The sequence below is a fragment of the Paraeggerthella hongkongensis genome, assembly GCF_003726035.1.
In the GTDB taxonomy this organism is placed as follows: Bacteria; Actinomycetota; Coriobacteriia; order Coriobacteriales; family Eggerthellaceae; genus Paraeggerthella; species Paraeggerthella hongkongensis.
Genome location: NZ_QICD01000016.1, coordinates 1 through 25,203, shown reverse-complemented (window position 1 = coordinate 25,203; position 25,203 = coordinate 1). Strand labels below are relative to the sequence as shown.

Genomic DNA, 25,203 nt, shown 5'->3' with positions numbered 1-25,203 from the left:
CGCTGCTCGGGGCGACAAGGAGCGCGATCGCGAAAGACTACAGATCGCCGCCGGCAATCCAATCAAGGCCCGGATACTCCAGATGGGCGTTGTGCTTCTCAAGCTCGCGCGCAATGGTGATGCGCTGGATGGTGGGAGACCCTTCCTCCAGCCAAAGCGCGCGGCAATCACGGTACAGGCGCTCGGTCGGTCCGTAAGGAGAGTCCTCAAAGTAACCGTCGCCGCCGAATATCTCGAGCATTTCGTCGGACACGAGCTTGACCGCATCAATCGAGAACAGCTTGCACATGGCCGCTTTCTCGGCGATATAGGGATTGCGATGATCCAGGTCGTAATCTTCGGCGAAATCGATCACCATGGTGCGAAGCGCATGGGTCATCGTAGCCATGTTCGCAAGCTTCATCTTGATGGCCTGACGCGTGTTGATGGTCTTGCCGAACGTCACGCGATCGCGGGCGCGCGCAAGCGACATGTCCAACATCCGCTGGCACATTCCCAGATTCGAATCGGCAATGTGCACGCGCGAAATGGCAAGCGAATGCATGGCGACCTCCATGCCCTGGCCCTCTTCGCCCAGCAGATACTTCGGTTCCAGCTTCACATCGGTGAACTTCAAACCCGCGTGCCCGGCACCGCGACAGCCCATCATGTGAGGCATGGGAACCAGCTCGAATCCGGGAGCGTCCATCGGCACGAAGAAAGCGGACAGACGCTCGTCGCCGGTCTTCTCGGGGTCGGTGACGGCGATAACGTAGGCGAACTGCGACACGTCGGTGTGCGAGATCAGCCACTTCTCGCCATTCAGGATGTAGTTGCCATCAGCATCCTTAACCGCCGTGGAATGCACGTCAGCGCCAGTACCGCCGGTCTGCTCGGTCAGCGCGAAGCAGGTGAACACGCTTTTGTCGCAGAACTTGTGCATGTACTCGGCTTTGAGTTCAGGGCAACCGTAATCGTCGAGAATGCGCCAGTTAAGGTCGGCCGCGTAATGCAGGTGCATGCGCATACCGCCGGGACCGCGAGAGAACTCCTCTTGGACTTGCAGGATCTCCTTCTCGGTAAAGCCCCATCCGCCGTACTCCACCGGAAGAGCGTAGCGATACAGGTTGCTGTCACGCGCGAGGTCGATGAACTCCTGCGGGAACTTGTTCGTGACCTCGACCTCCTTCTGCATCTCCTCAAAAGGCCCCTCAGCGAGCTCGCGGCAGGTCTTGAGGAAGCCCTTGAATTCCTCCTGCGTCAATGTGCCCATACGTCCTCCTTAGCCTCTGCATGCAACGTCTCGGCTGCGATACCCGCGAAACGCGGCGCGTTATAATAGTCCCAGTGTGCCCCAGGTGCAGCAAGGGTGTCCAATAGGAAATGACCGGGGTTTCGTTGCGATCTATAGGAAATTCCGATAGGTTTTTTCAAAATCGAGCAGGACCCGCATTGGCTACGGTATTTCTCCAGATCAGGAGATCGTTGGAACGAACGTGACTCGCTAGCTCAACCGAAGGCGGCCACACGTGCAAAACCAGCAAATGCGCACGTTTGGCCAGTGACAAAAAACCGCCTGGAGCTTCGCGGCTCCAGGCGGTTCAGGCCGTACCCAGTGCAAGGCGAAACGCTACGCGCTCGCATTCGGAGGCTGCACGGCGTTCGAGCCCGTCTGGCCCGTCGAGGCGTTCGTCGTGGTCCCATTCGTCTTGTTGGAAGAGGGCGCCTCGGCGCCAGCAGTCAGCGGAATGCTGGACAGGTCGAGCGCAGAACCCAGCCACTTCTTTTCGATAACCGAAATCACGCCGTTGCCTTCGAGCGTGGCCAGCGCGTCGGAAATCGCCTGCTTCAAATCGGAGTTCCCATCGAGCACGCCCGCCGCGTACCCGCTCGGCTGCTGCATGAGCGCCACGATCTTCACGTCGTCGCCCTCGTTATGCGCCGCGTACGTGCCGATGATGGCGTCGGCCGCAACGTACTGCACCTGGCCGGACTCAAGAGCGGCGAACGCGCTCTTCAGGTTCTCGGTCGTGGTGATGGTTCCTTGATCGAACTCGTTCGTAACCGCCCATGCGCTCTTAGAAGACACCTGAGCCGCGATTTTCGGCTGAGAATCATTGGTAGGAATCGCCGTGTTGGAAGGAGCGGAGAACAGGGCCACTGCGGTAGGCAGGTACGCATCCGAAGTCCAGAAGGAATTGCTGGTGTCTGACTTGTCAACGTCCATGACCACGTCGACCTTGCCCTCGGTCAAAGCGCCTTCCGGATCGGTTCCCACGTCCACGACCTCAAGCTTCAAGCCAAGGCTGTCGGCCAAAGCAGCCGCCACGTCCACGGCTACGCCGACAATCTTCGTGGAGTTCTGGGGAGTGCCCGCAAGCGGGACGTTGCCGGTGTTCACGCCCACGCGCAGCACGCCTTCTTTAGCGATCGTCGGAGACGAGAGCTTCGGCGTTGCCTCGGGCGGCGTATAGGTTTGCTGCGATGTGCAGCCCGTCATACAGGCGACTAGGGCCGCCATGCAAGCGACGACGAAACCGCGCGTCGCAAGCGTTTTCAAACGCTTCATAACCGAAGAGCCTCCATCCACTGCATCTCTCATGATAGCTTCTTCCGACTGACCTAGTCTTTGCCCCCACACTCGCGCACTGGAACCGAGCTTGCGCCATTGCCCTCTCGCCCGCCGCGACGGTATGCCGCGTATAGACGGGCGGTGCGTCTTACCTCTAGGATACGCCATGATCGTCGCGCGCTGTGCACGCGGCTTACGTGGGTCCTTTCGACCGCATCTGCCGTGGACTAAGGTTTTCACCCGCAACTACAGACTCGAAAGAAGCATCCGTTAGTGTATCAGATGATGAATTGAGCCGGAAGCACACCCGCAGAATCTGCGGGAAACCCTTGTGCTGCGATACGACGCGGCTGCAGTTTCGAGAAAGGTACGGGACCTCCCGCGCTCCCCGTACCGGATCGGCGCAAAGCGCCTGCTGGATCTGCGCTAGGCTTGTGCTGGATTTTCGCTGGATCCACGTTGGAGAGAAGCTGGGAACGCGCGCGAAAACGTGCGGATTCGCGCTAGAGAGCGCATGGTACGATCCCATTATGATGACGTGGAACGCAGAAGAGACGCCCCTGTACGCCGCGGGCAACGCGCCCGCGGCGCAGCGCTTTGCGAAACGGACGGCGGGCATGCAAGACCGGGTCCTGCATGTCGCAGCCGCGTACGGACGCGGCGCGGCCGAGGCCCTTGCGGAAACGCTCTGGCCTACGCGCTGCGCAGTGTGCGACAAGCCAGGAGAGGTCCTTTGCGATCACTGCCGGCTGAACCTTTCCTACATAGACTGGTGGCGCGCCTGCCCTCGATGCGGCGCGCCGTACGGGTTTACGCAATGCACCGAATGCAACGCGGTGATGCTGAGCGCGCTCGGAAGAACAGAGCCCGCACACGACGGCTGCGTCAGCGCCGTCGCATACGACAACGACGCTGCGCGCATCGTGCGAACCTGGAAAGACGCCGGGGAGCGGCGCCTCGCGCGCACCATGTCCTTGATCATGGCGCGAACGGTTCCTCCCGCATGGCTGGCCGAGAACCCTGTGGTGGTCGGCGTCCCTGCAACGTCGGCAGCGCGTCGAAGGCGAGGCTTCGATCACGGCGACGACTTGGCGCGCGAACTGGCCGCGCAGCTGTCCTTGAGCGTTGCCCCCGCGCTAGCTCGCCCCCGCAGCCGGGATCAGAGAACGCTCGCGCGACGCGGCCGTCTCGAGAACATGGACGGAAGACTTCGCCCCTTGCCCGGCGCAAGCATTCCAACTGCGGCGCTGGTAGTAGACGACGTATGCACCACCGGGGCCACGCTGTTCTCCGCCGCCGACGCCGTGCGCGAAGCGGGCGCCCCGCACGTCCGATGCCTCACCTTCGCGCGCGTCTGGTAAGAGGTCGCAGGTGCCGGGTTCGCAGAGCTGATAGAAGCTGCAGGCTACAAAGAGCGCTCGCGCTTCTGCGCCGCCGCAGCATCGGAGAACTCGGTCACGTCCACCGAGATACTGTGCTGGATGGGCTTCCACTTGCACTTCTTCACCAAGGCCACCAAAGCAATGGGAATGTAGGTGAGCATGAACAGCGGGAAGGTGAACATGTACAGCACCTTCTTGCCCGTGGTGGAGCGGATGGAATCCCATTCAACGAACGTGGTCAGCACGCCGAACATGAACATGAACACCAGGTAGTTCATCAAGCAGAAGAAGATCGACGACAGCGACGAGGCCACCATGATGCCCGTGGACATCATGCCCGTGGACGCGAGCACGATGATGATCGCGTTGAACGTCACCGAAACGATGGTCAGCAACATGCCGGGAGCGATGGTCATGAGCATGTCGTAGCATGCGAAGCGAGCTCCCTTGGGATTGACCACGATGCCCTTCGCCAAGCGGGCTCCGTAATGCCAGAACACCTGGTAAAAGCCCTTCGCCCAACGGAATCGCTGGTTCCAGGAATCTCGGAACGTCGTGGGCTGCTCGTCATAGAGGATGGCCGTGGGACAGTAGCTGATGCGCTGACCTTCCAGAATGCTGTTAGCGGAGAACTCGATGTCCTCGGTAAGCAGATGCCATTTCCACCCGCCATGGCGCTCGATCACGTCGGCGGCGATGAAGAAACCGGTGCCGGATACGGCGCAGCTGGTGTTGAGCGTGAGACGCGCCTGGTTCAAGAACTTCGCTTCGCGCAAGAACCACACGGCGTAACCGGCGGAAATCCAGTTCGAATCGTAGTTCTTCGAGTTGCGGTAGCTGGTGGACGCCTTCGCGCCGTTGTCGTACGTCTTGTTCATCTCGCGGAAGTAGTTCACGTCAAGAACGTTGTCCGCATCGAACACGAAGTACGCTTCGTAACCGCGGTCGGCGTATTGCTCGCGAATAACCTGGAAGCCGTAATCGAGCGCGTAGCCCTTCCCCACTTCCTTGTCGTTGGTACGCGGAAACACGATGGCGCCGGCCTCGCGTGCAACCTGAGCAGTGTTGTCCGTGCAATTGTCGGCGATAACGAACACGTCGATGAGCTCGGACGGATAGTTCTGCACCTTGATCGAATGGATGAGGTCGCCGATGACCGCGCTTTCGTTGCGCGCCGAAATGACGGCTGCGAACTTGTGGTTCTTTTTGGCCGTCAGCTCCTTGGGCTTGCGCGTAAGCACAACGAACACGTAGTACAGCTGATACGTGTAGCAGATCGTGAACGTGATGAACACGCAGAAGTTGAACACGTCGACGAACGAGATCTGCGAAAAAAACTGGTCTAGCACCTTAGCTCCTTATTCGGCTCCCCCCAGCGGAAGCGCACGCCAAATGCGGCCCAAAGGGCACACAGCAAACTTTTGAAAGTATAGCGACTACAAAGCCCTTTGGGGCAGCACCGGGTCCGTTCGTTACCGTTTCTTTCGGTTTCAGCCCAATAAATCACCGGTCTTCACACAGGTTCTGCATACGAACTTCACAAATGGGGTCGGAGACAGCCGTCCGTCTGTTTTATGAAACGGCCGCCGACCTCCCCTTCCGCCGCCCGCCTGTGATACGCTTACCCACGCAACCAAACGAACCATCGCACGAGCATCGGGAGGCAAATCCTTGAATCACGACATCAAAGACATCGCACTGGCAGACGACGGATTGGCGCGCATCGAGTGGGCCGATCGCGACATGCCCGTGCTGGCATCTATCCGTGAGCGTTTCGAGCGCGAGAAGCCCTTGGAGGGCGTGCGCATCGGCGCCTGCATGCACGTGACCACCGAGACGGCGAACCTCATGCGCGCGCTCGTGGCTTCGGGCGCGCAGGTCGCGCTGTGCGCCTCCAACCCCCTGTCCACGCAGGACGACACCGCCGCCTCGCTCGTGCGCGACTTCGGCGTGAGCGTCTACGCCATCGCCGGCGAGGACATGGAAACCTACGAGAAGCACCTCGAGGCGGTCATCGCGACCAATCCGCAGATCATCATGGACGACGGCGCCGACCTCGATACGGCGCTGCACACCACGTTCACCGACAAGCTGCAGCACGTCATAGGCGGCACCGAGGAAACCACCACGGGCGTCGTGCGCCTGATGTCCATGGCGGCCGAGGGCACGCTTGCCTACCCCGTGTTCAACATCAACGACGCCAACACGAAGCACTGCTTCGACAACCATTACGGCACCGGCCAGTCCACCCTCGACGGCATCGTCCGCGCCACGAACCGCCTGCTGTGCGGGCGCACCATCGTCATCTCGGGCTACGGCTATTGCGGCAGCGGCCTGGCGCTCCGTGCGCGCGGCATGGGCATGAACGTTATCGTATGCGAGGTCGACCCGCTCAAGGCGCTCGAAGCGCACATGGAAGGCTACCAGGTCATGAAGGCGCAGGACGCGGCGCGCTTCGCGGACGTATGGGTGACGGTCACGGGCAACTGCAAGGTGGTCGACGGCCCCGCGTTCGAGAACATGAAAGACGGCGCCATCGTGTGCAACTCCGGCCACTTCGACTCCGAGATCAATCTGGAATGGCTGGAACAGCACGCAGTCAAGAAAGAGGAGATCAAACCGCTCGTCGAGGAGTACACGCTGGCGGACGGCCGCACGGTGATCGTGCTGGCGCAGGGACGCCTGGTGAACCTTGCATGCGCGGAAGGACATCCCGCATCGGTCATGGACATGAGCTTCGCCAACCAGGCGCTGGCTGCCGAGTACCTGCGCCTGCACGCCGGCGAGCTGGAGAACAAGGTGTACGACGTGCCGGCCGCCATCGACGACGGCGTGGCCCGCGTCAAGCTGGAAACGCTCGGCATCGAGATCGACACGCTGACCGAAGAGCAGATCAAGTACATGGGTTCCTGGAATTTCGCGACCCTGTAGCCCAATCATGTATCCCTACTCGGACCTGCATACGGATCTGCGTGCCCACGTCGCCAACGCGAAGCTGTTCGACAGCTATCGCTTGGTCGACGTGGGCACGAACCTGGTGCACTCCTACGGCGAGCAAGGCGAAAGCGCCGAGCCCGTGTGCAGCGACGAGGCCTGCTATCGCATATGGAAACGCAGCAAGCCCTGCGAGAACTGCACGTCGCGAGCCTGCCTGGACAAGCAAGAGCAGATCATCAAGATCGAGCACCTCGACGGGCGCGTACTGCTGATCAACAGCATTCCCGTCGAGGTGCGCGGCCGCGCCTTCGCACTCGAGCTCATCAAGGATGTGACCAGCAGCTTGATGGTGGCGGACGAGGTCGCCCACGACAACATCGAGATCACCAGCATGATCGACCGATTCAATACGCTTGCCGTGCGCGACGCGTTCACCATGCTGTACAACAAAACGTTCATCCACAGCGAGCTCGAAACCTTGACGAGCCATGCGGCGATGCAGATCGCCGAAGACGGCAGACCCGCCGCCTTGATCGCGATCGATATAGACCTGTTCAAGCGCATCAACGACAGCCATGGCCACGCCACGGGAGACGACGTGCTGCTGCACCTGGCCCAACAGCTCAAGAAAGTCTCGCGCTCCCTCGAAGACGGATGGGCGGCGCGCTTCGGCGGAGACGAGTTCATGATATGCGCCCCGCACGGACTGAACGATGAGGATTTGAAGCTCCTGGACGCAACGATGTCCGAAATGGAAAGCCACCGGTTCGAAAGCGATTCTTCGCCGTTCGGCATAACGGCAAGCTACGGCATCGCCTACCTTGAAGCGGGCGACACGCGCCGATCGTTCATGGAGCGGGCCGACGACGCCATGTACGCGGTCAAGCGGCAACGGCATCGCGAACTGGGCCTCGCCCTGTAAGCCAAGGCCGCTGGGGCGCAAATAGCCGCAGACGCGCATGCGAAACCGCAAGATGCAGTATCATGGATACGCGCGAGAAAGGATCCCGTTCGGATCCTTTGCGAAACATCCCGAGAACGCGTCCCGGCACACGTTCTCTCTATGGTTTGGAGATGCGGTTTGAGCACGACGTTTCAAGATCTCGGCCTGTCCGAGACCACCCTGGCAGCTGTTCGCAAAATGGGATTCTCAACGCCCACCGAAGTGCAGGAGCAAGCCATACCCCTTGCCCTTGAGGGCCGCGACGTGGTGGCGGCCGCCACCACCGGCACCGGCAAGACCGCAGCGTTCGCGCTGCCCATGATCGAGCGCATCGGGCGCGCCAAGCGTCCTGGGCGACCGCGAGGACTGGTGGTGAGCCCCACGCGAGAGCTTGCCCAGCAGATCGACGCCGCCTGCGTGGAACTCGCCAGAGGATCGGGTCGGCGCATGGTCACCGTCGTAGGGGGCGTGCCGTACAAAAAGCAGCTCGGCAAGCTCGAGCGAGGCGTCGATGTCCTGGTAGCCACTCCCGGCAGACTGCATGACCTCATGGAGCGCGGGGCGGTCAAGCTCGACGACGTGGAGGTGCTCGTGCTCGACGAGGCCGATCGCATGCTCGACATGGGCTTTTGGCCGACCATGAAAAAGATCGTGGCCGCAACGCCGAAAAGCCGTCAAACGCTGCTTTTCTCGGCCACGCTCGACCGACGGATCATGGACAACGTCGCGCAGATGCTACGTGATCCCGCGTTCGTGGAAATCGCCCACAAGGGCGAAACGGCAGAGACCATCGATCAGTTCATCGTCCCAGTCGGGCAGATGCAAAAACCCGCATTGCTCCTCGCCCTGCTCGAAGAGCGCGGCAGCAAGCGCGTCATCGTGTTCACCGGAACGAAAACGCGTGCGGAAATCTGCATGAATCAACTGGTCAGAGCCGGTTATCGCGCGGATTCCATACATTCTGACAAAACGCAGGCGCAACGCAAGCGCGCGCTCGACGCATTCAGCAAGGGCACGGTCGACGTGCTCGTCGCCACCGACGTCCTAGCGCGCGGCATCGACGTGTCGAGCATCGCCTACGTAGTCAACTACGACCTGCCCGAATCGCCTGAAGACTACGTGCACCGCATCGGGCGCACCGGACGCGCCGGCAAAACCGGTTGCGCGATCTCGTTCGTAAGCCCCGAAGCAAAGCCTGAGCTTTTAGAGATCGAGAAGCTGCTCGGCAAGAAGATTCCCGCAACCACGCTGAAAAGCTACGATAATTCGGAAGCGGTAACCGCGCTTGAGAATCGCTTCGTGCCCAAAACGGCGGCCCGAAGCGCAGCAGCGTTCTCGCGGTCCATGCGCACCCGAGGCCGCGGCTGGCGGTAGCGCATCGCCGCAAAAAGCACCTATACTGCTTTCGCCAGCCGCTTCACGTGCCATACATCCATCGCGACGTACAGCACGTGGAACAAAACCGTGGCCGAAGCGGCGATGATCGCGAACAGCGCGGTCATCTCGAACGTAAACGGCTCGATTCCGAACAAGCCGGAAAACAGCGTGGCCCCCAACGCCGTGCCGCCCACCACGACCGCCAGCAAAGCGGCGCGCAGCGGGGTAAACGGCACGGACAGCTTCACGATCAGCAGCATGCCCACCCAGGCGGTCAGCAGCACGCACAGAGTGGAGACCTGCGCGTAGCCGATATGCAAAAGCCCGTACCCCGCAACGTTTGCAGCCAGAACCGAAAGCACCGCGCACACGGCGCTCGGCACCGACCGCACGATCACGTTCTCGAGGAAACGCCCTCTGATGCGGTCCTTGTTCGGTTCAAGGGCCAGCACGAACGACGGAATGCCAATAGTGAACGCGCTGATGAGCGTCATCTGAATGGGCTGGAACGGATACTGCCAGGGCAATAAGATGAACAGCACCGCAAGCGTCATGGACAGCAGCGTTTTCACCAGGAACAGCGAAGCGGACCGTTGCAGGTTGTTGATGGAGCGCCGCCCCTCCGCCACCACCTTCGGCATGGCGGCGAAATCGTTGTCCACCAGCACCAGCTGTGCCACGTTGCGCGCGGCGTCCGACCCGGCCGCCATAGCCACGCTGCAATCCGATTGCTTGAGCGCAAGCGTATCGTTTACGCCGTCCCCCGTCATAGCCACGACATGGCCGCGTTCCTGCAAAGCCACCACGAAGGCCTTTTTCTGTTCAGGCTTCACGCGGCCGAACACGCTGTAGCGCTCGATGGCGGCGGCTATGGCATCGTCATCGGCCAAGGTGGTAGCATCCACGAACTCCTCGGCACGCGGAACGCCCACTTTCCGAGCGATGCCCGACACCGTGCGCGGATCGTCGCCGGATATCACCTTGAGGTCGACGCCTTGCTCTTTGAAGTAGCCGATGGTCTGCGCCGCCGTCGCGCGAATCTGATCATGGATGGCCACGAACCCCAGCGGCGTCGGCGGCCCCGCCATCCCGCCGTCCTCGTCGAACCCCTCCACGCGCGCCAGCAACAAGACGCGCGCATCGGACGCAAGCGCATTTTGCTGGGCCTCGACCGAAGGAAACGCCTCCCCTAAGATGAACTGGCCCGCGCCCATGACATACGAACGACCGTCGGCGAACGTTGCTCCCGACCATTTCTTGTCGGAGGAAAACGGTATCGTACGCGTAGAGTCGCAGGACTTCACGGCAGACCCCGCGTAATGATCCAGAATAGCTAACGCCGTATCGTTCGGATCTTCGTCAGCGCGCGCAAGGGAGGCAAACGCCGCATCTACTTCGGCCTCGTCAGCCCCGGGAACGCATTCTACGGCCACGACCTCCATCTTTCCCGTCGTAATGGTTCCCGTCTTGTCCAAGCAGAGGGTGTCCACGCGGGCGAGCGTCTCGATGCAGTACAGCTGCTGCACCAGCACGCGGCTTTTGGACAAGCGCACGACCGCAACGGCCAAGACCGTGGACGTAAGCAAGATGAGGCCTTCGGGGATCATGCCCACCAATGCCGAAACGGTAGACAAGACGGCGCTGTTGAACTCGGTGCCCGACAGAACATGCTCGCGCGCGAACAGAAGCGCGCCCAAGGGGAAGATGATGAAGCTCACGAACTTGATGATGCCGTTCAAACTGTTCATGATCTCGGAATTCACGGCTTTGTGCTGCTTCGCCTCGGCGCTGATCTTCGCAGCGTAGTTCTCCGCGCCCACATGCACGACGCGCGCCCACACCGTCCCGGCGTTCACGAACGACCCGCTCATCAGCTCGTCCCCCACGCCTTTCTTGATGAGCTTGCTCTCGCCGGTAAGCAGGCTTTCGTTGGCGTCGCATGCGCCCGACACCACCACGGCATCGGCAGGAACCTGATCGCCGCGGCCCAGCTCTATGACGTCGTCGCGCACCAGCTGATCGAGCGGCAATTCGATGGAAGCCCCATCGCGAAGCACCGTGGCCTTCGAGCTTGCCACGATGGACAGCGCATCGGTCGTGCGCTTCGAACGGATCTCCTGCACGATGCCGATCACCGTATTGCATACGATGACCCCCATGAACAGCATGTTCTTATACGATCCCGTGATCAGCACGAACAACGCCAATATCACGTTGATCAGGTTGAACAGCGTGCAAACGTTTTCCGCAACTATCTGCTTGACAGAGCGCGTCTTCACGCCCGCATCGACGTTCACCGCGCCTTCGGCGATGCGACGAGACACCTCCTCTGCGGTCAATCCGAACCGTTCCTCGCCCATCCCGCTATCCCCTAGCCTTTGACGTTCACGCCGAGGCGCCGGGCGATGCCCGCCGCCTGGAACAGGTCCATCGAACATCCGCGCAACTCGCTCATGGTATCCGACAACACGATATCGGACAGCTGGCACGTCGAAAAGTCAACGCCGTCCAAGTTCGCTCGGAAAAAGCTCGTTCCCGCGAAGCGCGCGTCGTCGAGCGAAACGCGCTTCTGACGTACCTCGGAAAAGTCGGATTGAGAGAAGTCCGTCGAATCCGCAAGGAAATCCGCCAATCGAGCCTTCGCGAACGATGCGTAAGCGAACGTGCAGTCGCGCAGCTCGACTTGAGCGAGAACGGATTCGGACAGGTCCGCTCCGGTGAACTTGCACGAAGCGAACGTGCAGCGCGTGAAATTCGCCTCCGAAAACGAGCTGTTGGAAAAATCGCAGCTGGAAAACGCCACGTCGGAAAACGCGGAGCGTGCGAAGTCGCACCTTACGTAGGAGCACCCCTCAATGCGCGACCCCGAAAGTTCGAGCAACTCGAAATCTTGCCCGACCGAACCGTCCCCTGCTGCATGCACGTGAGAAATCTGCAGATCGCCGTCCCCGTCCTCAATCCACGAAGACAAGCTGGCAACTTCGACAAGCTCGCCGGGAATACCGGGGTTGGCAGGGCGCGGGCGCTGCGCGGTTTCGGGCATACGGTCTCCTTCCGATCACGTTCATTCTACCTGATGCCCGCAGAGACTCCGCTCATGCAGCCCGAAAGCACAAGATGAAAAGGAAGCGGACCGCCGCCGGGCTTAGCCCGGCGCGAACGGGATACCGCCCTCCCGTCCGCCCTGCTCGCCCAAGACGGCACCCCGGCCGGCGAGCGATCGCGGCAGGCGGCTTTCGACGACGCTTAGTCGAGGCTCATGCGAAGCAGCGGGAACGGGCGGCCCGCATCGTCTACGGCAGAGCGCTCGGACACCGTGAAGCCCTCGTGTTGATAAAAACCGACAGCCTGCGGATTCTGCTCGTTCACGTCGAGCCGCGTCGCTCCGTGCAGCTCGACCGCACGCGCGAGGAGCGCCTTCCCCACGCCGCATCCGCGCACCTGAGGAGCCACGAACAGCATCTCCAGTTTGCCGTCCTGCACGCCCGAGAACCCGCACGGCTCACCGTCCAAGCAGGCAACTTCAAGAACCTCCACTCCCGCAAGCCCTGCCCGCACTTCGGGACGAAGGGCCACAACGTCTTCTTCCGTCAGGAAGTCGTGCGTCGCACGAACCGACGCCTCCCATACCGAAGCAAGCGCGGAAACCACGTCGTCCGATCGCTCCCCCGGTACCGTTATGCTCAGTTGTCCATCCATAGAAATCCTTTCTCGCACCGCGCATTCTACCCGAATCTGCAAAAAAGCGTGCGACGAGCCGCCGCGAACGCCTCAAGCTCCCCAAGCGTCCCAGGCATTCGCCCCGCACGCGCATCCGTCTTCCGCGCACGCGCAAGACGCTTCCTCCGGCACGATCTCCTCCACGAACCAGCGAGGCCCCTCGAAGAACAAGCAGGTGGTTCGCGAACCGATGCGCACGATGAAGCGCATGCCCATGCCTCCCACTTTGAGGGAGGCGGCTTGACGCACGTCCAGCACGCGATCGATCGCGAACACGCGCCCGTCGTCCCATGCGATGGTCAAAGGAGCCAGCTTGCCGTCTTCGAAATGACGGGCGACCACTTCCACATAGCGTTTTCGCCTGCCGTGCCCATCATGCGGCGGCGCCTTCCGCATCGTCGTCTGCACCATGACGCCCCCTAGCGATGCAGCACGCCGACGGGATGCACGGTGTTCTCGTCTTTGATGTCGGTGCCGACAAGCGTTTCGTCGGCCAGCTCCGCCCCGCGCACAACGCACGTGTTGCCGTAGCGACGCCGCAAGTCGTCGATCGCGAAATCAAGATCCTCCAGATGCGCCCGCCCGTCGTCGACGAACGAGAGCTGCACGGGCTCGCGCATCGACGAGAGATCGGAAGCGCGCACGTGCAGCGCGCGCACCGGATGCTCTTCGTCGAGCGCTTCGTTGGCTTGCAGCAGATCCCAGGCTGCCTGCGCGATCTCGAGCGTGGCCGCCGTAGGACGGCGCAGCTTCGCCTGCCGCCCGTAACCGGACAGATCAAGGCCGCTGCGCACGCCGATGCTCACCGTTTTCGCGCGCACGCCGTCCTCGCGCAAACGCTGCGCCACCGACTCCGACAGCAGCCAGATAAGAGCCTTCGCATCCCGCTCGCACACGATATCGTGCGGCGCGGTCAGCCCGTTGCCGTAGCTCTTGACCGTGCGATCGACGTCGCGCAGGTCAGGATCGTACGGCTTGACGGGGGTATCGTCTTCACCGCGCGCGTACGTGCGCAGCATGAACCCGATCTTGCCGAACCGCCGCTGCAAATAGGCATCGGACGCATGAGCCAAATCCCCTATGGTGAGAATGCCCGATCCGTGCAGCTTTCGCTCGGTTGCCGGCCCCACGTACAAAAGGGAGCGAACGGGGGCCGTCCACACGATATCGCGGTAGTTCGCGCGATCGACGACCGTGATCGCATCGGGTTTCCTATAGTCGCTGCCGAATTTCGCGAACACCTTGTTCCAGCTCACCCCGATCGACACCGTCACGCCCAGCTCCTCTTTCATACGGCCGCCGATCTCCCGGGCGACCTCGTACGCGTCCCATCCGCGCCGCCGCATCGAACCGGTGATATCGAGCCAGCTTTCGTCCAAGCCGAACGGTTCAACCAAATCGGTGTACTGATTGTAGATAGCGCGCGCCATTTCCGAATATGCTCGATACAGCTTGTAGCGCGGAGGGAGCACGACGAGGTCCGGGCATTTCTTGCGCGCCTGCCACAGCGTCTCGGCCGTCCTGATGCCGTACGCCTTCGCCTCTTCGCTCTTCGTGAGCACGATGCCATGCCGCAATTCCTCCTTGCCCGCAACCACCACGGGCCTGCCGCGCAGCTCGGGCCGTTGCGCCTGCTCCACGCTGGCGTAGAAGGAATTCATGTCGCTATGCAGAATGATGCGCTCCAATGGTTCTCGACGCCCCCTTGACTCTTTCGTGTCTCTCGTCGTATCATACGAACTAATGTTCGCATGATAGGTTTCAAAAGTCAACCGAACAAAGCGTGGAGATCTCTCGGAAGGCAAGCGCGGCGCGCTCATGGCCATCGGCAACGCTCAAGCCATCACCGTGCACGGTGACGTGGTTGCCATGCGAGAATAGACCCCGCCGAGCACCGTTTCAACGCACGGCCACCGAAGGAGGACGGAACCATCGACGCCATCGACAGCGCGCGCATACGATCGTATCGACTGCACGCCCATCACCTGGATCGGAAGGTTTCCATCGATCAGCTGCTGCAAGCTGCCAGAGCCTGCGGACTGCAGAACACGCCGCCCGGATCATGGGAAACCTCCCTGTTCAACCGCATAGAAGGGTGCACTCCGGCCCACTTGCGCGAGCAGCTGCACGAACGGAAAACCTTGATACAGGCATGGAGTTTTCGCGGGGCGCCCGTCGTGTTCCCCGCATGCGAACGCGACGCGTTCCTTACAGCGCTCGTCGCGGAACCCGACGAGGAGCCCTGGATCTACACGCGCGGCGCGTCGGGCGCGCTCGATTATATGGACATGTCGTTCGGCGATCTGCTGCCTTTAGTGGAGAAGGCCGCGAAACTGCTCGACGACCGAACGATCGAAGGCAAAGATTCCCTCGACCGCGCAATTGCGGATGCGGTCGAGGCCGACCTGCCGCGAAGCGCGCTCGGCCCATGGCGCGATCCGTCCATGTACGGCAATCCCGACAAGCAGACCATCGGCCAGGCCGCCGTATCGTTTCTGCTGCGCCCATGCTCGTTCAAATCGCTCGTCGTCTTCGGCAGACGCGAGGGGTCCACCCCCTCGTTCTCATCGTACCGGGCATGGACGGGACGGAGGGACGCGCCCGCGCCTTCCCCCGCCGCAGGAAAGCAGCTTGCTCGAAAGTTCCTCCATTGCTACGGACCGACCACGCTCGGCTCCTTCGCCGCGTGGCTCGGAAGCTCCAAGGCTCAAGCCAAACGGCTCTGGTCGTCTATCGAAGACGAGCTTTGCGCCGTATCCGTTGACGGAAAGAAGCGTTTCGCCCACGTTCTCGATATCGACAACCTGCTGCAAGCCGAGCAACCCGCCGCGCGCCTGCTGTTGCTAGGGGCGCATGACCCCTACCTTGACCTGCGAGATCGCGAAATCATCCTGCCCGATCCCCAGCGAAGGAGGCTCGCATGGAAAACCGTGGGCAATCCGGGCGTCGTGCTCGACGAGGGCCGCATCATCGGGGTATGGAACGCAAGGACGGCAAAGAGCTCCCTTGATGTCTCGATACGCCTATGGGAACCCCTCGAACCCGCAAGGCAGGGTCAACTCGAACGGCTTGCCGAAGAACATGCCGCGTTTCGCCAACTCGCCCTGAAAACCTGCACTGTGGAAAGCGAATGAAGACCATGCCGAACATCACCGTCTGCCACGCCACCGAAGGAACGCTTGCCGACGTCTGCCTGGACATTCCAAAGCACGCCCTCACGGTGTTCACCGGGCTTTCCGGTTCGGGAAAGTCGACGCTTCTCGTAGACGTGCTGTTCAACGAATGCCAGCGCCAGTATTTGGAAGCGATGGGAATGGAAGGCATTCGAAAGCCGCGCGTCGAACGTATCACGGGGGCTTCCCCTGCCGTTCTGGTAACGCAGTCCGACGTCAACAGAAACCCCCGTTCCACGGTAGGCACCGCAACCGACATGTACACCGATCTGCGCATGGTGTTCGAAAAGCTGCACGTGCGCGCATGCCCATGCTGCGGCGAAGAGATCTGCGCAGCCGATTGCCAGGAGGAAACCGAGCGAGACGGCGACGAGTTCTTGGTGTTCATGCGCTGCAGCCTATGCGGGCACCGCATGCGCAAGATCACGCGCACCGAGTTCTCGTTCAACACGAAAGAAGGCGCCTGTTCCGTATGCGAAGGAATCGGCAAGACGCTCGCCATCGACTGGAGCCGGGTGCTGCACGAAGATCGGTCGGTGGAAGACGGAGCGGTCGATGTCTGGAACCATCGATACCAAGCCTATCAAGCCGATGCGCTGCAGCGCGCGTTTCGTCACTACGGTCTGCTCGACGCAAAGAGCCTGCCCGTTGCTCGGTTCGACAGCCTGCAGCGAGAAATCCTGCTGCAAGGCACGGAAAGCCCCGTGCTCTCACAGGCGCTTCCAAACGTCGATCCGCCGAAAACCGTTGCCGCGGGTCGGTTCGAAGGCGTAGGGCCCCTGCTCATGCGCCGTCTTGCCGAACGAGAGGGCGCCGCGCGCGACGATCTTGCGCAAGCGTACTTCGCCTGCGCGGAATGCCCCGCATGCAACGGAGAGCGGCTGGGGGCAGCCGGCCGGCAGGCGCATATCGCCGACACCCGCCTGCCGGAATTGGCGAGCGCGACGCTCGACGAGCTGCAATCCTGGGTCGCAGGCCTGGCGGACGCGCTTTCTCGCGATCATCGACTGCTCGTCGAGGACTACCTGCGCGACGTCGAAGCGAAACTGAACCGCCTTCGATCGCTTGGCCTTGATTACCTTTCGCTCGACCGTCGAACCGTCACGCTTTCGGGCGGCGAACTGCAGCGCATGCGCCTGGCCGCCGTGCTCGATTCGGAGTTGACCGACGTCGTGTACATCATGGACGAACCGACGGCGGGCCTGCATCCGCGAGACACCGCAGGCATGACGGCAACGCTGAAACAGCTTCGCGACAAGGGCAACACGGTGCTCGTCATCGAACACGACCCCGACGTGATGCGCGAAGCGGATTTCATCGTGGACATGGGACCCGGCGCGGGACGGCGCGGCGGGCGCATCGTAGCGCAAGGAACCGTTGAAGAGCTACAGCGCTCCAGCGCTTCCATCACGGGCTCTTGGCTGAAAACCCCTCGACCGGGAAAAACCGCGTTTCGCCCCTTCGCGAACACGGCGCTGGAAGTGCGCAACGCCCGCGTGCACAACCTGCAGGGCATCGACGTGCGCATACCCGAGCAATGCCTGATCACCGTATGCGGACCATCGGGATCGGGAAAGTCGACGCTCGTATTCGACCTGATAGCTCAAGGAGACCGTCCCGGCACGCAAAACGCCGTTGCGGGCCTGGATCGTTTCGACCGGATAATCCAAGTCGACCAAACGCCCCTCGCCCGCATGAAACGCTCGAACGTGGCCACGTACGCAGGCGCCTACGAAGGCATCCGCAAAGCCTTCTCCGCCACCGCGCAGGCGAAGGCCGCCGGGCTGACAGCGCGCAGCTTCTCGTTCAACTCCCCGGGCGGGCGATGCGAGCGCTGCGAAGGGCTCGGGCGCGTAAGCAGCAACATGCTGTTCTTCCTGGACGTCGAAACGACCTGCCCCGCCTGCCGCGGCAGGCGGTTCTCCGAAGAAGTGCTCGACGTGCGCTACAACGGGCTTTCCATCGACGAGGCGCTTATGCTTTCCGTTGAAGAGGCTGCACGCGCGTTCGAGAAGATCCCCGGATCGGCGCGCGCGCTTCGTTTGCTCGAAGACGTGGGCTTGGGCTACGTGCAGCTGGGACAAACCCTCGCAACGCTTTCCGGGGGCGAAGCCCAGCGTTTGAAGCTTGCAAAAGAACTGATAACGGGTTCGTCGAAGTCGAATCTGTATCTGCTCGACGAGCCTACGCGCGGCCTGCATCCTCAAGATGTGGAACGATTCTTGAGCCTTGTGGATAGATTGGTGGACGCAGGCGGAACCGCGATCGTCGTGGAGCATAACGCGCACGTGATAGAGCGCAGCGACTGGGTCATCGAGCTGGGGCCGGAAGGAGGCCGCAAAGGCGGGCGCATCGTGTTCGAAGGAACTCCCGCCAAGCTGAGGTCAGCCGAAACGGAAACAGCGCGATACCTGCGCCGAAGCTAACGCACGCATTCCGATCCGCGCCGAATCATGCGCGCCATCGTCGCGCAAGCGACGATGGCGGCGGCCACCACCAGCAACGGCTCGGCTGAAAGCGAGGCGAAGCCGCACAAAGACCCGACGATCGCAAGGCCCCCTTCGCCCCACGGTCGCATGCTGCCCGAACGCAGGCGCACGGCTTCCAGGCCGAAGCTGAGCACGACGGCGGCGTTCAGCGCAGCCGCCAGGACCAGCGCCGGCACTACAGGCGCGCCCGCGGGCAACGTAAACGGAACGGTCGCGCACGAAACCGCCGTCACCAAGCAAAACGCCGGCAAGGAGTCGCCCACGAGCAACGCGAGCGTTCCGTAAGGCAGCTGATCGCGCACGAGCCGCACGCGCATGTCGTCGCGAAACGCGCGCGTGACCTCGCGCGCCGTCGAGGCCAGGCCCACCAGCATCGCCAGCCAGAAGATCGGCCCCGCAACGCCGAATCCGCCGAACAACGCGCTCACGCCGAAAGGCGTTATTCCCGCCCCCAGCATCAAAAGCGCCGGCAGGCCCTCGTATTGCCGAACCAAGGAAAGCGCCGCGCGCGCCACAAGCGCAGCAGGGCCCGCAGCCTGCGACAACCGTAAAAACGGACCGCGCCGGGCCAACTTGCAGCGACGACGGTAATCCCCCGCCGTCGCAGAATCGAGCAGCGAGAAAAACCCGAACGAGCACGTATCGGCGTAGAGGGCGTTCTCCTCCACCATGCGCACCCTATCGACCCGCTTCGCCAGCAGCAGCAATGCCAAGAACCCCGCAGCAAGCAGTCCCACGGCAGCAGCGATTGCCTGCACGACGGCATTCGATTGCGCAAGCGCAACGGGAGCCCAGGCAATCGCAAGCGCTCCATACGCTGCAACCGCGGCCAACGACGCAAGGGCGAGCATCGCGACAGCCTTCCAACGGCGAATCGTGCGCGGCAAGGCGAGGCGCACCGTCCCCACGACCCGGCTTGCCGCAAGCGGAACCGCCGTCCATAGCGAAGCGATCAGGGCCGTCGTCAAAGGATCGACGAACCACCCCGAAGCCGCCCGCATCCCAACGGCAAGCAGATAGCCCGCAGGTGCCGCCACGGCTCCTCCCGCGATCATCGTTATTGCAGCGGATACGCCGACGAGCGCCGTCGACCCGATGGGGCTTGCTGCAACATAGGCGATATCGGGATGGGAAAGCTTGATCCACGATGCGCGCAACCCTCGAAACGAGCTCACCGAGAACATGACCGCCGGCGCCGCGAACGCAAACAGAAGCACGCCGAACGCCAGGTCAGGACCCAATGCGACGAATGCCTCCTGCACCGTATCGAGCAGCCAGAGCCACATCGCGGCCAAGCATATGCCCATGAACCCTATGATGTACGCTTGGTAGCTCCGCTCTCCCCACCCGCGATCGTCAATCAGATCAGAGCCCGTAGCGTGCAGCGCCCGCACCAGGAACGTACGGGCATGCCGCACGCGCAGCCTCAGAAGCAATCGCACATCGCCCATGCCGATCAGCCTCGCTCGAAGCCGTCGAAAAGATCGCCCGGCCGCACGTCGCGTACGGTCGACAACCGCCCGCCCTCAAGATGCAGCAGCAGGTCGGGATTCAAATCGGGGACGTTATGGTGACAGCTGACCAGCACCGCCGCGCCGTCGGCGCGAGCAGTCGACAGCAACGCGCTCAGCCGTCGCGACGCATCCCGATCGAGCGGCCCGTACGGCTCGTCCAGCAACAACAGACGCGGCTTGCGCATGAAGGCCAGCACGAGCGCCAGCTTCAATCGCATGCCGCGAGAATACGACGAAGGGAACCGATCCGCATGCGCTTCAAGCCCCAGGTCATCCAGCAATCGCCGAGCTTCGTCGACGGCATCGGGCACGCGGTTCGCATCCAACACGAAGCGAATATGCTCAGCGGCGGTCAAATCGTCGTAAAAGGACGGCACGTCGGGCACGAAGGCGATCTCCCGGCGCACAGCGCGATCCGAGCCGTCGAACGGCCGCCCGAACACCTCGACCACGCCTTTGCTCGGCATGCTCCATCCCGCCAAGCATCTGAGCAGCGTGGATTTTCCCGACCCGTTCGGGCCGGTCAGAAACGCAATCTGACCAGGATCGATCCGAAAAGACACATCGTTCCACACCTCGCTTCGCGCATAGCGAAACGAAAGGCCCTCCGCCCGCAGCGCCGGCGTCTTCTCCACTGCCTCGACATCCATGCTCTCACGCTCCTTCGCGACGCATCATAGCGCTTTCAGTCGGGCGAGCAAGCCCGAGAAGCACGGCGAGCGCTCGAGATCATCCAGCACGCCGTCGTGCAGGACGCCGTCTCGAACCCGACCTTTCAATCCTGCTTTCCCGAACAGGGCTTGAGCCATGCGCGCCGTCGACGGATCCTGCCCCCTCGCGTCGGAAAGCCGATCGAAAAGAACATCGGACGGCGGCTTCGGCATCGCATCCTCGTCCATGCCTTCCAAAAGGAGGACGAACCGCTCGAGACACGCCGAAGCGCGATCCTCGTCGCCCGCGCGCAGAAACGCCGCGAACGCGTCTCCCCAGAACATGCCCACCATTATCGGATTGTCGTCCTCGAAGGCGAACCCTCGGATCATCGCTTCGCCCGCCCGCGCCAGCGCCTCGACGCGCTGGCGGTCCTCCTCGATCGACAGCTGGAAAACAATGCTGTTGAACGCGCCGGTAGATCCGCAGTACAGCGACTCTTGAAGCAGGCGCAAGCAAGATTCTCGGTCGCCCTTCATGTCGTACAACCCGGCCAGCATGTCGTCGATCGGGGCGCACCGATCGGGCTTGAGCGTTTCCAAAAGACGGATCGCGGCTTCCACGTCGCCCGACACCGTCATCATCGAAGCGCGCATGATCTTCACGCTCCTGAGCAGCTCAAGGTCCTCCGCGCAAGCTTCCACGCGATCGAACAGCGCGCCGGCGCGCCGCACGTTCTCTTCCCGACGCTCTTCGTCCGCCGTCGCTCGAAGAACGTAGAGCGTCCCTATATGCACGAGCAGATCCCAGCACGCATAATACGATGCCGCAAGATCCTCCATACGCCCGTACGCAGCATCGGGATCATCGCCGAACTGCTCGAGCAGCTCGGCGTACAGCTCGCGCACGCGCTCCTTGCTCACCTGAGGACGATAGTCGAACAGCTCGTCGAGCGTAAGATCGAAGTACGCCGCGATGCGCGGCAGCAGGGTCGTGTCGGGCAGGCTTTGCCCCAGCTCCCACTTCGACACGGCAGCCTTCGTCACGCCCATGTGCGCAGCCAGGTCCTCTTGCGTCGCGCCGATCGCTCGACGCTCTCGTGCAATAACGCTTCCAATGTTGATATCGTTCATGGTCGGTCTTTCCGAACGTTGCGGCGGTTACACGGCCCAAGCGCATGCGCGGGCTTGAACTCAGTATGAGAGAACGCCGCCGCTTGACGCAAGCGAGGGCTTGTTGACCGCAAGCCGCTTCGGTCAACCCCTCGCAACCGAAACGGCCTGCTATCCTTGATCAAACGACTCCCGTGATCGGAGGATCCATGAACGCAACGTTCACGCTACCGCCCTCATCTGGTCGCAATCGCAATCTACCCCTGACGGCGGGCCTGCTTGCATGCCTTGCCCTTTACACGGTCGACGCGGTTTGCCTTGCGTTCGTCCCGAACGAAGGACGCACCCTCGCTGCCAATATCGCCGTACCGTTCGACCTGATGGTGTGCGTGCCCGCAGCTTTTTACTTGCTGGTGATCAAACCCCGCAAACTATCGCCTGTAGCCGCGATCCCCGTCATATACGTAGGCTTCGTCGTGTCGATGCTGGTCACGCAGCCCGGATCGTTTTCCCTGTTGACCGTGCTGCTGCCGACGATGCTCGCCGTGGAGGCGGTCATCCTCGTACGCGAAATCGCCCGCTTCGTGCGCGTTTTTCGTGCGGCGCGAAAAGAATCCACCCGCCCGATACTATGGTTCGAAAAGCCGTTTTTCGAGCTCAGCCGCAACGAAACCGCATCGCGCCTCTGCGCGCTCGAATGCTCTATCTGGTATTACGTGCTCGCCTCATGGCGCTCGAAGGCCGACGTGCCTAACGGCGCCCGTCCGTTTTCCTGCCATAAGGAAAGCGGGTACCTGGCGCTTTCAGGAGTGATCATAGCGCTGCTTCCCATCGAAGCCCTGGTCACGCATCTGCTGGTGGCGAAGTATTGCGAACCGGCCGCCATCGTGCTGACCGCGCTTACCGCATACACGCTCGTCTGGTTCGTCGGGAACACGAGGGCGGTGGTCCTCAACCCTCTTCTGGTGGACGACGCGTCCGTAACGGTGCGCTGGGGAGCCTACTTCAGCGAGCGCGTGCCCTTCGCCTCCATAGCGCGCATCGACCACCGGGAAGAACCCGACGTTCCCAAAAGCGAGCGGCTGAACATGGCCGTCATGGGCGCGCGACCCTGCTGGATCGTGCTGCGCGAACCGCACATCATGCGAACCCTTCTTGGAAAGCCGCGCGCGGTGCGAGCCATAAACGTCTCGCCCGACCATGCGTCCGATTTCGAGAAATTGATCGCTGCGCAGCTTCCCAAACGCTAACGATCGGACGCGTCGGCGAAGCGCACGCGAACCCCCGAGAATCTGCAGCCTCCAAGCGAGAACCGTCTGCGCGTCGATGCAATCGAAAAGCGAGACGAAGCATGGTCCCGCGTCTCCATCGAAGCATGGTGCCGCAGCGAGTTCCTGACGTAGGCGAAGGTCCCTCGTGGTGTGTTGTGGGATTTCCATCCCACAACGCACAAAAAAGCCGGACACTGCATGCGCCCGGCCCGGTGTTTCGTGGAGCCAGTGACAGGACTCGAACCTGCAACCCACAGTTTACAAAACTGTTGCGCTACCATTGCGCCACACTGGCCCGTTGCGAAAACGTGCCCGAATATTGTACGACATCGCTCGCGATTCGCAAAGCGCCCGCAAAAAATGCACGATAAGTCGTACCGGTCGAACCGAACCGATTCTTCGCACCTCGAAGCCCTGCGCAGCGCACGTCGACGCGCGTACCGCGCCCCGCAGCGCGCGGCAAACCGAGCGGAACCCCCTACTGAGACGATCCGGGCTCTTCCACCCGTAACGCGCGATACAAGCGATCGGGCACCAAGCTAACCAGATCATCGGTCCAACGCACCAGGTCGGTCGGCGCATCGGATCGGAACCAATCGTTGAGCACCTCGCATTCCAGCTTCGAGAAAATCTCCACGATGAAGCGCATGTTGTCGTTCACGGTAACATGGCGGTACTTTTCAAGCGTTTCCAGAAGAACCGTCTTGCGGTTCTCGGGCATGACCGTCTGGCCGAAAGGCGTGTTGATGCTGTACTGGATCGACTTACGGTAAAAGTCGCGCTCCTGATCGATCAAGCGTAGATGATGGTAGTATCCCGTCTTCCAATCCACGGTTCTCCCGATCTCGTTCAGGTAGAACTGTCGACAGAAAATGGAGTGCCACCAGGGAATGTCGTACTTGCTTTGAAAATGGCGGTAGAACGTCTGGCGCGAGATGCCGGCATTCTCGCATATCTCGGCAATCGTGATGCGATCGAGCGACTTGTCGACAGCGTGCAGTATCTTCATTTTCGTTCGCAATTCAGGCGACCCGAAAATGTCCTGGCCGTGCGCAAGATCCGGCAACATGCGAAGCCTCCTCTTTGAACGTTCCCTTATCCAGTCTCCTGCAAGAAATCTGTCAACCGAATTAAACATACCCCACAAAAACGCCTGACAGCACGTTACATTCTTGCACAATTGTCCAATCTAGTTTACATACAGTCCCTTTGATTCCGCAACACGGACATACTGCGGGCCTTGTGCAAACCCCCCACGACACCCGCCGCGCCACGACCTTTGAATAGCCGCGCGGCGGCCATCACAATATCTTCACAGAGGTGGACATGCCACCCGAAAACCTTGGCGGCAACGCAGGATGCGCTGCCGGAGAAAGGAGACTGTCATGGCGAAGATAGTCAATTCTTGGAACGACTGGGATCCGTTGAAGCGCGTCATCATCGGCCGCTGCGACAACTCGATGATCCCGCCCGAGGAGCCCGCGACCTCCGAGAAGGTTCCCGTCGACTCCGAGATGCGCGGCATGTGGGGCCTTCGCCCGCTGCGCACGGTCGAGGTCGGCAACGCCTGCCTCGAGAACCTCGTCAAGGCCGTCGAGGAGCGCGGCGTGGTCGTCGACCGCCCGACGCCGTTGCAGTGGAACCAGGCCATCGGCACGCCCGACTTCCGCAACGACTCCATGATGACCTGCATGCCGCCCCGCGACATCCTGCTCACCATCGGCAACGAGATCATGGCCTCCGCCAACTCCTTCCGCTGCCGCTACTTCGAGTACCTGGCCTACTGGCCGCTCATGAAGCAGTACTTCGACGAGGACCCGGACTTCCTGTGGACCCAGGCCCCCCGTCCCCGCCTGACCGACGCCTCCTACAAGCACAACTACTACGACGAGAAGATCTCGCTGGAGGAGCGCCTGGTGCGCACCGCCAACAAGGACTTCGTCACGACGGAAGTCGAGCCGATGTGGGACGCCGCAGACGTCATGCGCATGGGCAAGGACCTGTTCATCCAGCACGGCCTGACCACGAACCGCACGGCCATGGACTGGTTCCAGCGCTACTACCCCGAGTACCGCGTGCACGC

General features: G+C 61.8%; 19 protein-coding genes, 1 tRNA gene and 1 pseudogene. 8 read left to right on the top strand and 13 right to left on the bottom strand.

The features are described 5' to 3' along the window. Positions 1-37: 37 nt before the first annotated feature. Both DMP08_RS08400 and DMP08_RS08395 read right to left on the bottom strand, forming a co-directional pair. Complete coding sequence (locus DMP08_RS08400) at positions 38-1,252, bottom strand: acyl-CoA dehydrogenase family protein (protein ID WP_123192470.1); 1,215 nt, start codon at positions 1,250-1,252, stop codon at positions 38-40. Between the two features lie 357 nt (positions 1,253-1,609). Further along, positions 1,610-2,581, bottom strand: a complete 972-nt coding sequence (locus tag DMP08_RS08395) for a substrate-binding periplasmic protein (protein ID WP_244596879.1) — start codon at positions 2,579-2,581, stop codon at positions 1,610-1,612. Positions 2,582-2,985: 404 nt separating this feature from the next. Between DMP08_RS08395 and DMP08_RS08390 the strand changes: the two genes are divergently transcribed. Then, positions 2,986-3,912 carry a ComF family protein gene (locus DMP08_RS08390; protein WP_244596878.1) on the top strand — a complete coding sequence of 309 codons (927 nt, stop codon included), beginning with the start codon at positions 2,986-2,988 and terminating at the stop codon, positions 3,910-3,912. A 44-nt stretch (positions 3,913-3,956) separates the two neighbouring features. Here DMP08_RS08390 and DMP08_RS08385 read toward each other — a convergent pair whose 3' ends face one another. Next, entirely contained in the window at positions 3,957-5,282 is a 1,326-nt protein-coding gene (locus DMP08_RS08385) for a glycosyltransferase family 2 protein (RefSeq protein ID WP_123192467.1), read from the bottom strand. A 322-nt stretch (positions 5,283-5,604) separates the two neighbouring features. On the opposite strand from DMP08_RS08385, the gene ahcY reads away from it, so the two are divergent. The 3 genes from ahcY (at position 5,605) to DMP08_RS08370 (ending at position 9,187) form a co-directional block, all read left to right on the top strand. Continuing rightward, a complete protein-coding gene (ahcY, locus tag DMP08_RS08380; RefSeq protein WP_123192466.1) occupies positions 5,605-6,864 on the top strand; it encodes an adenosylhomocysteinase in 1,260 nt (419 codons plus the stop codon). Positions 6,865-6,871: 7 nt separating this feature from the next. Beyond that, positions 6,872-7,792 (top strand): GGDEF domain-containing protein, encoded by a 921-nt coding sequence (locus DMP08_RS08375; RefSeq protein WP_123192465.1) that lies wholly within the window; start codon positions 6,872-6,874, stop codon positions 7,790-7,792. 159 nt (positions 7,793-7,951) lie between these two features. Beyond that, positions 7,952-9,187: a DEAD/DEAH box helicase gene (locus DMP08_RS08370; protein ID WP_420541194.1), complete on the top strand. Its 1,236-nt coding sequence runs from the start codon at positions 7,952-7,954 to the stop codon at positions 9,185-9,187. Between the two features lie 20 nt (positions 9,188-9,207). Here DMP08_RS08370 and DMP08_RS08365 read toward each other — a convergent pair whose 3' ends face one another. From DMP08_RS08365 to DMP08_RS08345, 5 genes are all read right to left on the bottom strand, one after another. After that, positions 9,208-11,550 (bottom strand): cation-translocating P-type ATPase, encoded by a 2,343-nt coding sequence (locus tag DMP08_RS08365; RefSeq protein ID WP_123192463.1) that lies wholly within the window; start codon positions 11,548-11,550, stop codon positions 9,208-9,210. A gap of 11 nt (positions 11,551-11,561) precedes the next feature. Further along, positions 11,562-12,233: a pentapeptide repeat-containing protein gene (locus DMP08_RS08360; protein ID WP_123192462.1), complete on the bottom strand. Its 672-nt coding sequence runs from the start codon at positions 12,231-12,233 to the stop codon at positions 11,562-11,564. A gap of 203 nt (positions 12,234-12,436) precedes the next feature. Beyond that, positions 12,437-12,889 carry a GNAT family N-acetyltransferase gene (locus DMP08_RS08355; protein ID WP_244596876.1) on the bottom strand — a complete coding sequence of 151 codons (453 nt, stop codon included), beginning with the start codon at positions 12,887-12,889 and terminating at the stop codon, positions 12,437-12,439. 72 nt (positions 12,890-12,961) lie between these two features. Beyond that, positions 12,962-13,321, bottom strand: coding sequence for a hypothetical protein (locus DMP08_RS08350; RefSeq protein WP_337959669.1), 360 nt, complete (start codon positions 13,319-13,321; stop codon positions 12,962-12,964). 8 nt (positions 13,322-13,329) lie between these two features. Continuing rightward, a complete protein-coding gene (locus DMP08_RS08345) occupies positions 13,330-14,598 on the bottom strand; it encodes a Y-family DNA polymerase (RefSeq protein WP_244596875.1) in 1,269 nt (422 codons plus the stop codon). A 189-nt stretch (positions 14,599-14,787) separates the two neighbouring features. On the opposite strand from DMP08_RS08345, the gene DMP08_RS08340 reads away from it, so the two are divergent. Continuing rightward, positions 14,788-16,044, top strand: a complete 1,257-nt coding sequence (locus DMP08_RS08340; RefSeq protein ID WP_420541195.1) for a winged helix DNA-binding domain-containing protein — start codon at positions 14,788-14,790, stop codon at positions 16,042-16,044. A 5-nt stretch (positions 16,045-16,049) separates the two neighbouring features. Then, positions 16,050-18,509, top strand: coding sequence for an ATP-binding cassette domain-containing protein (locus tag DMP08_RS08335; RefSeq protein WP_123192488.1), 2,460 nt, complete (start codon positions 16,050-16,052; stop codon positions 18,507-18,509). Here DMP08_RS08335 and DMP08_RS08330 read toward each other — a convergent pair. From DMP08_RS08330 to DMP08_RS08320, 3 genes are read right to left on the bottom strand one after another with little or no spacing between them, the layout of a single operon-like run. Then, positions 18,506-20,023, bottom strand: a complete 1,518-nt coding sequence (locus DMP08_RS08330) for a hypothetical protein (RefSeq protein WP_123192460.1) — start codon at positions 20,021-20,023, stop codon at positions 18,506-18,508. The genes DMP08_RS08335 and DMP08_RS08330 overlap by 4 nt on opposite strands. A 5-nt stretch (positions 20,024-20,028) precedes the next feature. Continuing rightward, entirely contained in the window at positions 20,029-20,736 is a 708-nt protein-coding gene (locus tag DMP08_RS08325; RefSeq protein ID WP_123192459.1) for an ABC transporter ATP-binding protein, read from the bottom strand. A 24-nt stretch (positions 20,737-20,760) separates the two neighbouring features. Next, the gene (locus tag DMP08_RS08320) at positions 20,761-21,870 is read right to left on the bottom strand and encodes a helix-turn-helix domain-containing protein (protein WP_123192458.1); all 1,110 of its coding nucleotides are present in this window, start codon (positions 21,868-21,870) and stop codon (positions 20,761-20,763) included. A gap of 188 nt (positions 21,871-22,058) precedes the next feature. Between DMP08_RS08320 and DMP08_RS08315 the strand changes: the two genes are divergently transcribed. Continuing rightward, positions 22,059-23,099: a hypothetical protein gene (locus tag DMP08_RS08315; protein WP_148042347.1), complete on the top strand. Its 1,041-nt coding sequence runs from the start codon at positions 22,059-22,061 to the stop codon at positions 23,097-23,099. Between the two features lie 241 nt (positions 23,100-23,340). On the opposite strand, the gene DMP08_RS08310 is transcribed toward DMP08_RS08315, so the two are convergent. Further along, a tRNA-Thr gene (locus DMP08_RS08310) sits at positions 23,341-23,415 on the bottom strand. A gap of 183 nt (positions 23,416-23,598) precedes the next feature. After that, positions 23,599-24,189: a TetR family transcriptional regulator gene (locus DMP08_RS08305; RefSeq protein WP_114567474.1), complete on the bottom strand. Its 591-nt coding sequence runs from the start codon at positions 24,187-24,189 to the stop codon at positions 23,599-23,601. A gap of 316 nt (positions 24,190-24,505) precedes the next feature. Here DMP08_RS08305 and DMP08_RS08300 point away from each other — a divergent pair. Further along, positions 24,506-25,203: pseudogene (locus DMP08_RS08300) on the top strand (serine/threonine protein kinase); the annotation flags it as partial.